Genomic DNA, 16408 nt, shown 5'->3' with positions numbered 1-16408 from the left:
AGGGTGGCGCGATGATCTGGGCGCAGAATTACGATCCGTTCGGCAACGGCTTGCTGTCCGCACTGGTCGCCGCCATCCCTGTGGTGGTGCTGCTTGGTGCTATCGGTCTCTTTCATGTGCGGGCACACATCGCCGCACTCCTGGGCCTTGGTGCAGGTCTGGCCGTTGCCGTGCTGGCTTTCGGCATGCCCGCTGGCCTGGCGCTGCGCGCGGCGGGATTTGGCGCCGCCTATGGCCTGTTGCCGATCGGCTGGATCGTGCTGAACATCCTCTTCCTCTATCAGTTGACGGAGACCACGGGGCAGTTCCATGTGCTGCGCGGCGCGATCACATCGATCACGGCTGACAGCCGTTTGCAGCTGCTGCTGATCGCGTTCTGCTTCGGCGCCTTTTTCGAGGGCGCGGCAGGGTTCGGCACGCCGGTCGCGGTGACAGGAGCGATGCTGATCGGGCTCGGCTTCACGCGATTGCAGGCCTCCGGACTGTCGCTGATCGCCAATACCGCGCCTGTCGCATTCGGCGCGCTTGGGACGCCGCTGGTCACGCTTTCCGGCGTAACGGGTCTTCCCTTGCTCGAATTGTCCGCGATGGTCGGACGGCAGATGACGCCCTTTGCCGTCATCGTACCCTTCTGGTTGCTGGTCGCCTATTGCGGCTGGCGGCGCACGATGGAAGTTCTTCCAGCCGTCCTGGTCGCCGGCGTCAGCTTTGCGGTCGTGCAGCTGCTCATTTCCAATCTTCATGGTCCTTGGCTGACCTCCATCGGTGCCGCGCTCGCCTCGATCTCCGCGCTGATTGCCTTCCTGCGGATTTGGCGGCCCGCGCGCGTCATGCATGTCAATGAGGCGAAGCTCGCTGAGGGAGATGAGCGGGACGTTGCGGCGACGGCGGATGCAGCCCATGCCCAGCCGCTGCCTGACCCAGCCGCCGTCCGCCGCGCATGGATGCCGTGGATCATCCTGACCGGCTGCGTTTTCCTGTGGGGCATCCCCTTCATGAAGCAGGGGCTGGACGGCATTTTTGCGTTGCGCCTGCCCTTTGCCGGGCTGGACGGGGTGATCCAGCGGCTGCCCCCGGTCGTCAGCGCGCCGGAATTTGAAAAAGCGGTCTACAACCTCAATCTCCTGTCGGCGACGGGCACGGCGATTCTGGTGGCCGCGATTGCCTCTGCTTTGCTGCTGCGAGTGCCGGCGCGCACGATCGGCCTTGTCTACATGCGCACATGGAAGCTGGTGTTGCCATCGTTGCTCACCATCGCGGCTATGCTGGCGCTGGGCTATCTCACCCGGTTTGGCGGCATCGACGCGTCCATGGGGCTGGCCTTTGCGGCGACGGGCGTGCTCTATCCCTTCTTCGGCACCATGCTCGGCTGGCTGGGCGTTGCCGTGACCGGATCGGATACGGCGTCGAACGTGCTGTTCGGCGGATTGCAGAAGATCACTGCGGAGCAGCTGAACCTGCCACCCGTGCTGATGGCCGGGGCGAACAGCGCGGGCGGCGTTATGGGTAAGATGATCGATGCGCAGAGCATCGTCGTTGCCTCCACCGCCACCAAATGGTTCGGTCAGGAAGGCCGAATCCTGCGCCATGTCTTCGTTCACAGCCTGGTGCTGGGTGCGTTGATCGGGCTGTTCGTGATGCTGCAAGCCTATGTCTATCCCTTTACCCTGCTGGTGCCCTGAACACATGCACGATCTTCCACAGGGGGTGGCCGTCCGCGCGCTGCTGAAGAATATCTACGTGGAGGCGCTTGAGTCAGTCCGGGGGGACAGACTGGTCGAAGCGCTGGGCGCTCCGCAGGGTGATCACTGGCGCATCAGTCACCAGGGCAAGATCATCGACTGGCCCTTGCATCCGGATGGCCGCCTGATCGTGATCGGCGCGGGAAAGGCGGCGGGATCCTTGGCCAAAGGCCTGGAGATACTGCTCGGCGACCGGATTTCGGACGGCTGCATCATCGTGAAGCACGGCCATGCCGAGCCGATGCTGACGCGTATCCGGCAGCGTCAGGCGGGGCACCCCATTCCCGACGAGCAGGGAGTAGAGGCGACCGCCGAGATGTTGCGCACGGTCGAAGGACTGACGGAGCGCGATACCGTTATCGTATTGCTGACCGGTGGTGCGTCGGCGCTCATGGTTGCCCCTGCGGATGGCGTGACGCTCGAGGAAAAGGCGGCGGCGACGGACCTGCTGCTGCGGTCCGGAGCCTCGATCGAGGAGATCAACGCGGTGCGAAAGCGGCTGTCGCGGGTGAAGGGCGGCGGGTTGCTGGAGCATATTGGTCCCGCATCGGTGCTGACGCTGCTGATGTCGGACATTCCCAGCGGGGACCTTTGCATGATCGGATCGGGGCCGACCATCGCACGCAGGAAGGACCTGGCGCGTCCGACGGCTATCCTGGCGCGCTATGGCTTGGAGGAAGCGGTGCCTGTGTCCATCCGCCACGCGCTGGCGCAAGAGGCTCACCCTGTCCCTCAAGCCGCGAGGCGTCAGGAGCAGTTGATGCTTGGGGATAGCGCCATGCTGGTCGAGGCGGTGCACGGCATAGCGGCGCGGGAGGGGCTGGCCGTCTGCGACGTGGATCCAGTCATGGCGGGTAACACCCATGACGCCGCGCTGAAGATGGCGGCGGCTCTACGGGCAGTGCCGCCGCAGGATCGCCCCGCGCTGCTGATATCGGCCGGGGAGACCACTTTGCAGGTGAAGGGCGACGGTCTGGGCGGGCGCAACCAGGAATTTGCGCTGGTGGCGGGCCTAGCGCTGGCGGGAGAGGATAATGCCGCGCTGCTCGCCGCCGGTACGGATGGCACCGACGGGCCGACCGATGCGGCAGGCGCGTTTGCCGACGGCGCGCTGCGCGAGCGAGCGGGCGCATCCGGGCTCGACGCTGAAGAGATGTTGGCGCGCAACGACAGCTACCACTTGTTCGAGGCCACCGGCGACCTGTTCCGCACCGGCCCGACGGGAACCAACGTCATGGACCTGGTGCTGGGCATCGCGTTCTGACCGGCACGATATGAGAGGGAAGAGATATGGTGAAGCTGGCAGCTAATCTGTCGATGATGTTCCCGGACCTGCCGTTCCTTGACCGCTTTGATGCGGCAAAAGCGGCTGGATTTTCCGGTGTCGAGTTCCTGTTTCCCTACGACCATGATCCGGCCGATGTGGGCGCACGCACACGGAATTGCGGGCTTGAGGTGGTGCTGTTCAACCTCCCTGCGGGCGACTGGGCCGGGGGCGAGCGAGGTATTGCGGCCATACCTGACCGGGTGGAGGAATTCCGTGCAGGGGTGGCCAAGGGTCTGGATTATGCCCGAGCGCTAGGCTGCCCGCGTCTGCACCTTATGGCCGGAAAGGCGCCTGCCAGTGCCGAATGCCGGTCCACGCTGGTCGCCAACATCGTGCACGCTGCCGAACTGGCTGCGGCTGATGGGGTCGAGATATTGATCGAGCCGATCAACACCAGGATCGACATCCCGGGATATTTCTACGGCACGACTGACGAGGCCCTGTCCGTCATGGACGAAGCGGCGCGCCCCAATGTTCGCCTGCAATATGACATTTATCATATGCAGATCATGGAAGGGGACCTTGCCCGCACGATCGAACGCCTGCTGCCCCGGATCGGGCATATGCAGCTCGCCGACAATCCGGGCCGTGCCGAACCGGGCAGCGGAGAGATCAACTATCCCTGGCTGCTCAGCCATATCGACGCGCTTGGTTATGACCGTTGGATCGGGTGCGAATATCGACCTGCGGGCGACACGAAAGCGGGACTTGGCTGGGCGCGCAATTATCTGAAATTCAGGAGCGCATGATATGAAGATTGGATTCATCGGCCTTGGCATAATGGGGCGTCCGATGGCCGGGCATCTGCAAGCGGCCGGGCATGCGATGTTCAGCAGCGCCAATCGTACCCCTATGCCCGACGAATTGCGCGAAGGCGGCGCGATCGCATGCGCTACGCCAGCTGAGGTGGCGGCGGAGGTGGAGTGTCTGATCCTGATGCTGCCCGACACGCCGGACGTTGAACGCGTGCTGTTCGGCGAGAATGGTGTGGCTCAGGGTTTGAAGCCCGGCACAACCGTCATCGATATGAGCTCGATCGACCCTATCGCCACACGCGATTTTGCGGAGAAGATCGAGGCGCTCGGGTGCGATTATGTGGATGCGCCGGTTTCAGGCGGCGAGGTGGGCGCGAAAAATGCCGCCCTGACGATCATGTGTGGTGCCAGGCAGCAAGTGTTCGACAAGGTCCGTCCGCTGCTGGAACTGATGGGCAAGAACATTACGCTGGTCGGTGGGGTTGGCGCGGGACAGATTACCAAGGTTGCCAACCAGATCATCGTCGCCCTGAACATCGAAGCCGTGTCGGAGGCGCTGGTTTTCGCATCGAAAGCGGGCGCGGACCCGGCGCGGGTGCGGGAAGCGTTGATGGGCGGATTTGCTGCATCGCGCGTGCTGGAAGTGCATGGCCAACGCATGATCGACCGCAGCTTCGATCCCGGCTTCCGCATTCGGCTACATCAAAAAGACCTGAATCTCGCCCTGTCAGGTGCGCGATCGCTGGGCATATCGCTGCCCGCGACGGCGAATGCCCAGCAGCTTTTCAGCAGCTGCGCGGCCTACGGAGATGGGGAAAAGGATCACAGTGCCATGGTGACTGCGCTTGAGCGGGCTGCTAACCACTTGGTGAGTGGTTGCTAACCGCAGACATTTCGCACACCCAATAACTTCTCCGGAGGATGCTTATGACCAACAATCGTCTTAAAGACCGCCGTATCATCGTGTTCGGCAGCGCAACCGGAATCGGTGCCGCCACCGTCAGGCGCCTGGCGTCGGAAGGCGCGCGCGTTTGCGCCGCCGACATCAACATCGATGGCGCGACGCAGGTGGCGCAAGAGGCGGGCGGGGAAACCTTCGCCGTACATGTCGACATCGCCGATGAAGCGTCGGTGCAGAAGGCGACCGAAGCGGCAGTGAGCCGCTTTGGCGGGCTCGACGGTGCGCATATCAACGCTGCGGATTTGCGCGTCATCATGGAGGATAGCGATGCGCTTGCAATCGATCTCTCCACCTTTGACCGGACGATTACGGTCAATCTGCGCGGGCACCTGCTGTGCACCCGCGCCGTCCTTCCGCATCTCGTCAAGAGCGGCAAGGGCGCTATCGTCTACACCAGTTCCGGCTCGGCACATGGCGGCGAGCCGACGCGGCCTTGCTATGCCATGGCGAAGGCGGGCGTGAACGCGCTTGCACGCCATGTCGGTGCACGCTGGGGCAAGGAAGGTGTCGTCGCCAATGTCCTCGCACCAGGCTTCACCGTGACCGGCGAGATGAAGAAGGCGATGGAAGCGAATGCCGAGGAGGCCACGAAATGGGCCGACTATTTCATGGCGCGCACGCCGCATACCCGTCTGGGCGAATCCGAAGATCATGCGGGCGTCGTGGCGATGTTGCTGTCGGAAGATGGCCGCTGGATCAACGGCGCGATCTTTGACGTCAATGGCGGATCTTTGATGCGCGCCTGACGGTATTGGCTGCGACGTCCGCCTCTGCACGGGCAGGCGTCGCAGCGCCTGTTCAATAGAGCGCGATCACCCGCGCAGGCATGCCGGTGGCGTTTTCGAGCGGCGCAACCCCGGCAAACAGCAGGGCACCAGCGGCAGGCGCCCGGTCCAGATTGGCCAGCCCCTCCAGCGCCCAGCGCCCGCTTCGCAGCCACGCCTGATGCACGGGGAAGGCCGGCATCGCCTGCCCCGCGTCGATTGACATGGTGTCGACGCCGATGCCGATGACGTCTCGCTTCGTCAGAATGTCCATGACCGCGGCATCGAAGCCCGGGCTCTTGCGCCGCTCGGCCGGGGGCAAGCTGCCGTAATTGGCAAAGGCGCCCAGCGGGTCCCATCCCGATAGCATGGCGACGCAGGAACCAGCCGGGATGCGTCCATGGCGGTGTTCCCAGGCGGCGACGTCCTTCGGCTCCACTCGCGCGTCGCGATTCGCCTTCGCCTTTTCCCTGATGTCGATGATCACGAGCGGAACGATCAACTGGCTGATCGCCATGTCGCCGACTGACGCACCCTTCGGCGAGAAATGGCGCGGCGCGTCGAGATGGGTGCCGGTATGTTCGACGATGGATATGCGGTTAAGCGCCATGCCTGCGTTGGTTCCCGACCCCTCCACCGCCTCCATGGAGAGGCGACCGGGCGTGAACGCGAATGCGCGGGTCAGCCGGTGGGTGAGGTCGAGGACGTGTAATTGCCGTCCATGAAAGGGGAGGCTGACTTGGTCTGGCGTGATGGCTGCGGCGTCGGCAAGCGATGAGGCGCCAAGAGTGAGTACACCGAACGTACCCAGAGCTAGCATGTCGCGGCGGTCGATCATGACGGCTGATTCCCTCTTGAGCATAGAAGAGGCCTTGGATGGGCTCGGGACGAACGGTTGGACAAAGCTGAAAGGCTAGATCAAATCGATTGCGACCACTTCATGGAAGTCGATGTACGGCACCTCGACTTCGATCCAGCCATCCGTTGTGCGGTGCTTCACGTCGGCTTCAGTTGTCAGGAGCCGAGCCCGCATGGCACGGCTGCCTTTGGGCAGTTGCAAGCGGACCCGATAGGGGCCGGTGCGGATCGCTTCGCGATAGCTGCCGCGCATCGCCATGGGATTGTTGAGATTGATGAGATGTGCGGTAATGGACCTTTCCTGCCGCCAGCAGGCGATGTCGAGCAGGCCCGGCCCATCGATTTGCAACGGATGCGCTTTCTCGTGCGCCCAAGCAAGCATCGCGCGCAAGAGCGTCAGATGATCGCCATGGCCAAGTTCCGCAAAGCTGCGATCAAGGTCCATCGGCAGATAGACAACGCGGCCGCGCCCGACCTGACGGCAGATCGCCATGGGTATGTCGCTCTCTGCGCGATCGGTGAACACCCGTTCCATCGGCAAGTCGGGATAGCTGGGCACGAGCGTCAAGGCGACGTCCCGCTGATCGCGCGCGGTGACGGGCAGGCGGAACAACGGCCCGATGGTTCGGCTGATGTCGCTGAGCCCGGCCATGGCCGGATGGGCGTGACGCAAGGTCAGATAGGCGTTCTTCATCGGTCCTTCGGCCTTGCCCGCGATGGAGCATCCGAACAGGTCGGCAAGCCCGAAATCTGCTCGCTGCCTTCCCTCGCCATCGTAAAGTGACGTTTGATAAGTGGCGATGACGCTGCCCCCACGCGCCACGAAGGCACGCACGTGATCGCATTGCCGGTTGGACAGCACCGCCGCGTTTGCGAGAATGATGGTGTCAAAGCGCGACAGGCTGTCGGCGTCCAGGAAATCCTCGTCGATCAGGTCGAACGGGATCCGGCTTTCCAGCGCGGCCTGGTAGAAGCCGTCACCATGCTCCTCAAGCTTTCCCCGCCCGGTCCAGCCGCCGAGATAAGCGGTGGTGCGGGGCGTATGCACCAATGCGACACGGGCGAGATTTCCGGTGTTGCGCAGATAGGGTTCGTTGGCGTGATGCCAGCTGTAGATTTGCCGAACGACATCCATCCAGCGACGGTCCAGAGGCTTGGCATTGAACTTCGTGATCCACGGGCGCGCACCCTGGGCGATCGCGCCAGCGGCCCAGATGCGTATTTCCGCCGGGCTCTGTACCGAATCTTTCCACCGATAGGCCTCCTCCACCCCCACGGAGATGATGTGGCCGACCGGCTTGTCCTTCATGAAGGCGCGCAATTCGCGTGTATAGCGACCGGCGCCCCAGACCTCCGGGCCGGTGCCCCAAGGTGAACTGTCCGACGATCGTGCCTGACGGTCGCAAAAAGCAAGCGGAAGGCGTTTCGACAGGGCTGGTCCATTCAGGTCGACCAGACCCCTGCGGTCCCCGCCAGGTGTGAAGAAGGCGTCCCGTCGGTGCTTGCGCGCCGCCGCATTCCACAGGTCGACAAGGGAGAAGAGCCGCTCTTCAATCCATGCAGCATAGCGTCGCCCTTCCGGCTTGGACGGGTCCGGATCGAGCGGGATGTCCTGTCCCGACGCGGCGCGATAGAGCGTGCGGCAACTGTGACAGTAGCAGGTGCCGCTCCCGTTCCAGCGATTGCCGAAGAAGCCATCCACCGGATAGCGGCGCGCGATCTCCTCGATCACCTTTGGCATCAGTTCGAAATTATAAGGGCCATAGGCGCAGGTCAGCGTGAGGTCCGGCGCGCTGCCATGCTGCTTGATCTTCCCATCCGGACCGGTCAGCGCCCATTCGGGATGGGCTGCGGCGGCGGCAGCGTTCATCGCATGCGGATCGATGCGGGCGAGGACGCGCAGCCCAAGTTTCTTGCAAGCCGTCACCATGTCGCCAAATGGATCGACGCCCTTGCCGACGCCCTGCGCCATGCCGTGATAGGGAATGTCCGTGGGGTAGAATGCAATGCCCCCCCCGGCACTCAGGCATATGCCATCGGCGTGGATTTGCTGGAAATAGTCAGTCCAGAATGTGGGTTCATAATGGCCCGGATCATCTTCGGTGAAGGCGAGCTGGAACCAGCGCATGGGTTCGCTGGCCCAATTGGGCGCGGCGTCGCTGCTTAGTCGGCGCGCGAAGGCGGGTTCGATCCCGGACAGCAGGGCGACAGCGCCCAACGCAAGGGCCGTGCGGCGATCAAGGGGTAATATTTCGGGCATCATTTCTCCTTGCGGCCGTGAAAATAGCCCAAGCTGTGCCGTCCACAATTCACCATCCCATAATATGGAACGCGTCGATCTAAGGCGCGGCGACTTCTTGAATTAGAAAATATCTCGACAAACACGGGCTAACAGGTCATACCAGTTCGATAGATTGCCGCTTGTGCGGTGGCGATCAGGCAAGGTGAGGAACGGGCGTGGCGGATAGTCAGCAAGAACCGGAAGACGGCTTGCTCGGGCGAGTTCAGTCGCTGGTACGGGCATTTGGCATTCTGGATGAACTGGCGAAGAGCGACAACATGACGCTCAGCGATTTGTCTCGCGCCGTCGGCCTGCCCCGATCCACCACTCATCGCCTGCTGACGACCATGGAGGCGCTTCGCTATGTCGCATTTGATCGGCGCAGGAACGGCTGGTCCATCGGAGTCCAGGCTTTTACGGTAGGGGCCGTATTCGCGCAGACGCGCGACCTGGGGCAGTTGGGCCGCACGATCATGCGATCACTGATGTCCGAAGTGCAGCATTGCGTGAATATCGCCGTGCCAGAGGGCACAGGCGTCTGCTATGTGGGGCAGGCTGCCACGAACGGGTTCCGCCAGACAGCCGCACGGCCCGGCGCTGTTTTACCGCTGCATACCACTGCTTCGGGCAAGGTGCTGATGGCGAAATGGTCCAGGGCCGAATTCGACCGCTATCTTGACAGTGCGCCGCTCAAGCCGCGCACCGCACGCAGCATCATCGATGGTGATCGGCTCCGTCGCGAATTGGCGGAGATAGGCGCTCGTGGCTATGCATTCGACGATGAAGAGCATAGCGACGGGCTGCGTTGCGTTGCGGCGGTGGTGAACGACCGTTACGGATTGCCCAAGGGATCGCTGTCGATTTCGGATCGATCGTCGCACCTCACCCGCGAGCGACTTGATATTCTCGGCCCGGCGCTGATGAGCGCCGCGCAACGCATCAGCATAGAAATTGCGGCGCAGAGCTTCTGAACAACGGTCTTACGCCCTCCCTCCATCCATTGCGAGATAAGTAGCGCAACGCCCCTGTAGCAGCGCGAAGCGGCGGGACAGAGGATGGTGAAAGATATGAGGGCTCGCGACCCCAAGACGTGCGCCGTAACCGGATCACCGGCATCGTCCTATCTATTGTTTGAAGAAACAGAGATAGTGATGGCAAGTCAATGGGAAGGGTCAATGGTTCCGTCCCACATCATGGGATGAATGACAGATGCATTTGATCTTGCCCACACTTTTGGCGTGAGGATGATGCGCATCTTAAAGGGGGCGTAGCGCCTGGATAGCTTCCAGGCGCTACTGCGCCGGGTCGCCAGCGTTGTTCCACATGGTGGAATGGGCGCTTATGGCGCGCGAACCCTTCCTTTAAGATGGCCGCTATTAACTAACGGGCAAATCGCCATCAAAACGGAGGGGACTATGAAGGGACGAAGGGGGCATCATCTTATCGGCCTGTTGAGCTGTGCATGCGGGCTCGCCATCGCCAGCGGCGCGGCGGCCCAGCAGGTGGAGCAGGGCGCAGCAGAGTCGGATGTTTCGGAAATCATCGTGACCGCCACGCGCCGTGCAGAGACGCTGCAGGAAACGCCTTTGGCAGTCGATGTCGTTTCAGGACAGGAGATCGCCAAGCTCAACCTGTTCGACGTCAAGGATATCCAGAACGTCGTTCCAGGCCTGACACTGGAAAATGGCGATGGTCGCAGCAACATCGCGACATTGCGCGGCATCTCCTTCAATCCGGACAGCGGATCGAGCGACGCAGTTCAGGTTTATTTCAACGAAATCGACGTTGATCCCAACACATTCTTCAGCGCCATATACGATATCGGCCAAGTCCAGGTCCTGCGCGGCCCTCAGGGCCTGTTCCGTGGCAAGGTGTCGCCCGCTGGTTCGATCGTCATAGGCTCGGCTCGCCCAGACCTGAGCAAGCCGGCCGGCTACGCACAGGCAGCGGCCAGCGACCTTCATGCCTACAACTTCCAGGGTGCTGCGTCCGTGCCGATCATCCAGGACAGCCTGGCTGTTCGCGGCGCGCTCCTATATGACCGGAACCGCGCCGGTCAGGTAAAAAATGTCGACGGGCGTAAATCCTACAACGAAACGATGAGCGGGCGTATTTCGCTTGCCTGGCAACCATCGTCCGAATTCCGTGCGGACTTGGTCTATCAATATCTTTGGACAGATACGCGCCCGTTCCGTGCCGTCTTCGGCTCTGGTAATCAGCCAAGCCCGAGCAGCTTCTTCCCATTACGCAGCGGTCCTGCGATCAGCTTGAAAGACCGCCTGGCGGTTAACGAAGGTGCGTTGCGGTTCACCAATGAAACGCATCTGATCACGCTCAACACCAATTATAATTTTGGTTGGGGCGAACTGGTATTCAACGGGGGATATCAAAAAACACGTCTGGAGCAGCAGCGCGACCAGGACGAGGGCAATGCGGTCCCTGGCTATCAGCTGAACCAGCATGTGCACACACCCTATGATCTCTGGACCGCGGAAGTCCGTCTTCAATCGCCAAGCGACTCTCGTCTGAACTGGGCCATTGCAGCTAACTACGACTATTCGAAGTTCAACGACGTCCGCGTGAACCAGAGCAACGACGCCTTCTTCACCGATCCGTTCGGGACGATCTTCCCCGGAATGACGGGCCCGGGGCCGGTGCCTCCGCAGATTTTCGTATTTCCCGTCGATGTGTCGGTCATACTCCCGATCCTCAGCAAATCCTATGCAGTGTCAGGTTTGCTCGGATATGAAGTGGTTGATGGCTTGACCATAACCGGCGGTCTCCGCCAAACTTGGGGTACGACGACCCGTTCCCAGCGCCTCATCATCCCGGCCATTGGCACTGATACCACTACAGTAAGTGTAGTGAAGCCGAGCGCTTTGACCGGCGGTGCGGCCATCAGCTGGAAGGTAAACCCTGATCTGAACATCTATGCAAACTACGGTCGGTCTTTCCGTCCGGGTGTCGCAGCCACAGGTGTTTCGACTCCACTCGATCCGCAATATCTGCAAACTCCTGACGAGACGTCGGACGGGGTTGAAGTCGGTCTCAAGTCCAGCTTGTTCGATCGCAAGGTCACCCTTAACATCGCCGCATTTTACCAGAAGTTCAAAAACTATGTGGACTTCGCTCCGTCATTAACGACCAATTCGTCACGCGTGCCAGGTGCCGTCGACACGGCGGCTGCGCCGCTGCCGACTTTCGGCGACGCCATCAGCAAGGGTGTTGAAGTTCAACTCGGCTTTCAACCTTCTCAATGGGTAGACTTGAACATCAATGCGACCTACGCGGATGCCCACTACGATAACGCTAAACTTTATTGTAACGACTATAATGGTGACGGCGTCCCGGACTCAATCGGAACGCCCAGCGTGCCCGGAACCGAACAGGTTGCTGTCTGCGCTCGTAACGATCGCATCGCCGATGTGCCAAAGTTCAGCCTGACGAGTAATGGCGAAGTCCGCTTTGGCATGGGTTCACTCACCCCATTCATCCGCGGTCTTCTGTCCTATCGGCCGGGCTATAAGTCACAAAACAGCAATTATACCTACCGGGATTTCACAAAAGTCGATCTTTTCGTTGGCCTTCGCGGCGAGGACCGTTGGGAACTCAACCTGTTCGTGAAGAACCTTCTCGACCAGACGCGTGCGCAGCGGGTGTCACAGGGCAACTTCCAGATTGGAACGAGCGCACTGCCGGGTCTCGAAAGCTTTGGTACCATCCCGTTCGACTCAGGCTACCGCCTGGCGAATATCACGCCGCCGCGTGAATTTGGCGCCACGCTGAGATTTAATTGGTGATCAATTGGCCGGGGATCAGCAAGGTGATCCCCGGCCGTCAATATGCCCTATCGAGTAATCCTGCTTTGTCGGCAGGTTGTTCGACTTAGTTGCGGAACGAGATATGAATCTGGCATTTCGATCCGCTCACTTTGCCCGATGCACTGCTGTCGCAATGTCGAGCTGGCTGTGACGTGTGACGTGCTCCCCGGCTGTCCTTCAGATGCGATTAGAGCCGGGCAGTTTCGTTGCGCATGCGCGCGGATGAAGCCATGACCGGCACAAACCGTTACAATTACAGATCGCTCAAAAAGACAAAAGGCGCCCAGACGAGCCGCGGGCAGCCCAACTTCTTCTTGATTCACTGAACAGCTACGTGCCGATGTTGTCGAGTTGCACCAGCAGCACGTCGTTGGTCCGAAGGGAAATGTTGCGACGAAAGTTTCCATCCGAGCCGATTGTCACTGTCCGGTCGACCTCGGGCGCGTCTTTTGTGAGGTTCTGCAGGATGGAAATCTGTTCCGGCGTCAGCTTGTCGGGGCGACCCCATTCCATATAGCGGGTGTAGGGGTCATTGGCCTTGTAGCCGGTGCGGTAGACCCGCAGCCTGTAGTTGCCCGGCTTGAGCGAGGACAGGTTCAGTTCGACCGGCGCCAGCTTCGCCGCCGGGTGAATCTTGGTGTAAAAGGGGCGGTTGCTCTCCTTCTGATCAGGAATCGCATAGTTCCAGATCACCCCCGCGAAATTGTCTCCCTCGCGCGTCAGCCAGGATTCCTGGTCGCTGTTGCGCAATTCCTGCGAACCAAGCGCATTGAGATATTTATAGGCGAAGAAGGCGGATTTGCGGATGCCTTCGCGGTTGACCAACCCAAAGCCGCCATGGAATGGCGTGGGCGGCGGGCCGGGTTCCTCGAACAGATCGGAATAGACCCAGTAGCTCATGGACTGCGCGTCCTTTTCGGTTCCTTTCAGCTTGTTGAGGATGAACGGGGCGCTCAGATAGGCGTCGTGAATGGGATCGCGCGGATTGTAGCTCGTGCTCCATTCGGTGATGTAGAGCGGCAGGCCGGGCTTGGATGAGGCCTCGATCTCGGCGCGCACCCTGCGGATATCGCCGATCACCGCGTCGCGATCGGGAACCAGCTTGTTATCGCCCTCGCCCTTTTCGTCGAGGAAGCCTCCGGCCACGCCATAGGTATGGGTGGCGACGAAATCGACGGGCACATTGTTCGCTTGCGCATGCGCGATGAATTCAGGAACCCATGCCACGCCCGCGGTGGCCGGGCCGCCGACCTTCAGCGCCGGGTTCACGCCGCGAATGGCCTTAACCGTGGTATCATAGAGCCGGAAATAGGCTTGCTTATCTGCATTGACCCAGAAGCCGTCGAGATTGGGCTCGTTCCACACCTCGAAGCGCCAGCTTTCCACCTCTTCCCTGCCGAAATTGGCTTCCAGATTCTGGACGAAGGCCGTGATGAAATCGGACCATTTGCCCCAATCCTTGGGCGGCGACACATTGCCCTTCCAGTAAAAGATAGTCTGGTCAGTCGAGGCCAGATCATTGGGCATGAAGCTGACTTCGATCATGGGCTTGAAACCGGCCTTGAGCACCGCGCGATAGACCTGGTTCACCCGGTCGAAATTATAAAAGGGCCGTCCGTCAATCTCGCGATAGGCATCGGTGTAGGTCGTAAAAATGCCGTGGAAGCGGATATATTTGAAACCGGTCTCATCATGCACCAGGCGCATTTGGTCCTGGTTTTCCTTGCGAAGCAACAGGCCGGCATGACCCGAGCCCACACAATCCTGCCAGGCCGTGCTCATCGGTCCCGCGATCGCGTTCATGTCGGCGGCGATTGTACGCGCATCCTTTGCCTGCGCCTGTGCCAGGGGCAGCGACAGGCTCGCCGTCATTGCGACCGCCAGCATTGTTCCGGAGAGAAATTTCATCAGGCACCGTCCTCCATCCGTCCAGGCCGAGAACAGGCGATGATCGCCGGGACCGATGCGGGATAAGGGGCGGCAAAAGCCCGCACCACACCCGCTCGGAATTCGGGGCTCGACCGACCACCTGCTGATGGAAACCCTCGCACCCTGTCCTCTTCAACCGTTGTTGGCCAGCCATGCCGGCATTTGCCTCTGCCAGAATTCTCTTGGCATCGACGAAGTTTATGGTAGCGCTACCTATTAGCGAATACAAGGACCTGCATGGTCGAAATGGAACCCCGGTCTTGCAAGGCCGAATCCGGTTTGAAGTGCGGGGCGCGACAATTGGTGGACCGCCTCGCGCGCGAAGGACGGTAACGGCACCTGTGGGCAATGACAAAACGGAAAAGTCCCGGTTGCCCGCCGGGCGGAGATGAGAGGACGGAGAGAAAATGGCCGATTTCAGCAAGCGGGAAATCCTGGGCGGTGCGGCGATCGCAGCGTGCGGGCTAAGTGCGGCCGCACGGGCAAGGACGGGCGGGGCGGGCGCTGAAGCCGCGCCTTCGATTCTGCCGGGACGTTTCAATTCCAGCGTGATGTCGCTGAAAGGCTATGAAACGCCCGCATGGTTCCGTGACGCCAAATTCGGCATCTGGTCGCACTGGGGACCGCAGGCGGTGCCGCGCCAGGGCGACTGGTATGCCCGCTTCATGTATGTGCCGGGCCACCCCCATTATGACCATCATGTCAAAACTTACGGCCATCCGTCCGGGTTCGGCTACAAGGATATCCTGCCGCTCTGGAAGGCCGAAAAGTTCGACCCGGATGCGCTCATGAAAAAATATGCTGCCGCCGGAGCGAAATATTTCGTTTCAATGGGCGTGCATCACGACAATTTCGACCTGTGGCGGTCAACCCATCATCGCTGGAATGCGACGGCAATCGGGCCAAAGCGTGACATCGTGGGCGACTGGCAGAAGGCCGCGCGTGCGCACGGCCTGCGCTTTGGCGTATCCGAGCATCTGGGCGCCAGCTACACCTGGTGGTATCCCAATCATCTTTATGATCAGTTCTGGCCGAAGCTGGGCATGGCCTATGACGGCGCCGATCCCAAATTCACGGACCTGTATCACGACAATCGTGACGAGCCGTTCCGCAACACGACACAAAGCTGGTACACGACAAATCGTGCCTTCCAACAGACGTGGTTCCAACGCATTCGCGACCTGATCGATAGCTACCAGCCCGATCTTCTCTATTCCGACGGCGGCCTGCCGTTCGGCGAGATCGGCCGGTCGCTGGTCGCGCATTATTACAATCGCAGCATCGCGCGGTCAGGGAAACTGGACGCAGTCTACGCCTGCAAGGATACGGGTTCGGGCGAGTTCCATGCCGAAGCCTCCGTGCAGGATGTGGAGCGGGGCGTGCTCAAGGGCATCAATCCCTTGCCGTGGCAGACCGATACGTCCAACGGCGACTGGTTCTTCAGCGAAACGCATCCTTTCAAGACGTCGGCGCAGGTCGTGACGATGCTGGCCGATATCGTGAGCAAGAACGGCAACATGCTGCTCAACATCGTGCAATATCCCGACGGCAGCCTGCCGCCTGAATCGGAAAGCCTGCTTGCCGACCTCGCCGCCTGGATGAAGGTCAATTCCCCCGCGATCCACGGCACGCGGCCCTGGAAGATCTTCGGCGAAGGCCCGACCGAGACGGCAGCAGGCATGTTCCAGGAGAGTGGCGACTACACCCCGCGGGACATCCGGTTTACCACGAAGGGCGAAGCACTTTACGCGATCACGCTGGGCGAACCCGCTGGCCAGCTGGAGATCATGTCGCTGGCCAGGAATAATCCGAATGAACCGCGTGCGGTGCGCCGCGTGCGTCTGCTGGGGCTCCGGCGTGACCTGACGTTCCGGCAGACGGGACAGGCGCTGGTCATCGACCTGCCATCGCAAATGGCTGCCCGACACGCCAGTGCGTTCGAGATACTGTTCGGCTGATCCCTGGCCGCT

General features: G+C 61.1%; 11 protein-coding genes. 8 read left to right on the top strand and 3 right to left on the bottom strand.

The window, feature by feature from the left end:
* Window positions 1–11 precede the first annotated feature (11 nt).
* The 5 genes from J3E64_RS04755 to J3E64_RS04735 are packed head-to-tail and all read left to right on the top strand — an operon-like array spanning window position 12 to window position 5531.
* Window positions 12–1682 (top strand): L-lactate permease, encoded by a 1671-nt coding sequence (locus J3E64_RS04755; protein WP_253340384.1) that lies wholly within the window; start codon window positions 12–14, stop codon window positions 1680–1682.
* Window positions 1683–1686: 4 nt separating this feature from the next.
* Window positions 1687–3006 (top strand): glycerate kinase, encoded by a 1320-nt coding sequence (locus J3E64_RS04750; protein ID WP_253340382.1) that lies wholly within the window; start codon window positions 1687–1689, stop codon window positions 3004–3006.
* Window positions 3007–3032: 26 nt separating this feature from the next.
* Window positions 3033–3818: a 2-oxo-tetronate isomerase gene (otnI, locus tag J3E64_RS04745; RefSeq protein WP_253340380.1), complete on the top strand. Its 786-nt coding sequence runs from the start codon at window positions 3033–3035 to the stop codon at window positions 3816–3818.
* A 1-nt stretch (window position 3819) separates the two neighbouring features.
* Complete coding sequence (locus tag J3E64_RS04740) at window positions 3820–4707, top strand: 2-hydroxy-3-oxopropionate reductase (RefSeq protein ID WP_301287128.1); 888 nt, start codon at window positions 3820–3822, stop codon at window positions 4705–4707.
* Between the two features lie 44 nt (window positions 4708–4751).
* Window positions 4752–5531, top strand: a complete 780-nt coding sequence (locus J3E64_RS04735; protein WP_253340376.1) for an SDR family NAD(P)-dependent oxidoreductase — start codon at window positions 4752–4754, stop codon at window positions 5529–5531.
* A 52-nt stretch (window positions 5532–5583) separates the two neighbouring features.
* Here J3E64_RS04735 and J3E64_RS04730 read toward each other — a convergent pair whose 3' ends face one another.
* Together J3E64_RS04730 and J3E64_RS04725 are read right to left on the bottom strand one after the other, a co-directional pair.
* Window positions 5584–6387 carry a cyclase family protein gene (locus J3E64_RS04730; protein WP_253340374.1) on the bottom strand — a complete coding sequence of 268 codons (804 nt, stop codon included), beginning with the start codon at window positions 6385–6387 and terminating at the stop codon, window positions 5584–5586.
* A 75-nt stretch (window positions 6388–6462) separates the two neighbouring features.
* Entirely contained in the window at window positions 6463–8667 is a 2205-nt protein-coding gene (locus J3E64_RS04725) for an alpha-amylase family protein (RefSeq protein WP_253340372.1), read from the bottom strand.
* A 197-nt stretch (window positions 8668–8864) separates the two neighbouring features.
* On the opposite strand from J3E64_RS04725, the gene J3E64_RS04720 reads away from it, so the two are divergent.
* Both J3E64_RS04720 and J3E64_RS04715 read left to right on the top strand, forming a co-directional pair.
* The gene (locus tag J3E64_RS04720; protein ID WP_253340370.1) at window positions 8865–9659 is read left to right on the top strand and encodes an IclR family transcriptional regulator; all 795 of its coding nucleotides are present in this window, start codon (window positions 8865–8867) and stop codon (window positions 9657–9659) included.
* Window positions 9660–10103: 444 nt separating this feature from the next.
* Entirely contained in the window at window positions 10104–12488 is a 2385-nt protein-coding gene (locus J3E64_RS04715) for a TonB-dependent receptor (protein ID WP_253340368.1), read from the top strand.
* 351 nt (window positions 12489–12839) lie between these two features.
* On the opposite strand, the gene J3E64_RS04710 is transcribed toward J3E64_RS04715, so the two are convergent.
* Window positions 12840–14417, bottom strand: a complete 1578-nt coding sequence (locus J3E64_RS04710; protein ID WP_253340366.1) for a cellulase family glycosylhydrolase — start codon at window positions 14415–14417, stop codon at window positions 12840–12842.
* A 428-nt stretch (window positions 14418–14845) separates the two neighbouring features.
* Here J3E64_RS04710 and J3E64_RS04705 point away from each other — a divergent pair, with 428 nt between their 5' ends.
* Entirely contained in the window at window positions 14846–16396 is a 1551-nt protein-coding gene (locus J3E64_RS04705) for an alpha-L-fucosidase (RefSeq protein ID WP_253340364.1), read from the top strand.
* Window positions 16397–16408: the final 12 nt, after the last annotated feature.

It is taken from the genome of Sphingobium sp. OAS761 (genome assembly GCF_024168485.1).
Taxonomy (GTDB): domain Bacteria; phylum Pseudomonadota; class Alphaproteobacteria; order Sphingomonadales; family Sphingomonadaceae; genus Sphingobium.
Note: the sequence above shows the minus strand (reverse complement) of the source record. Positions and strands in the feature narration are given on the sequence as shown.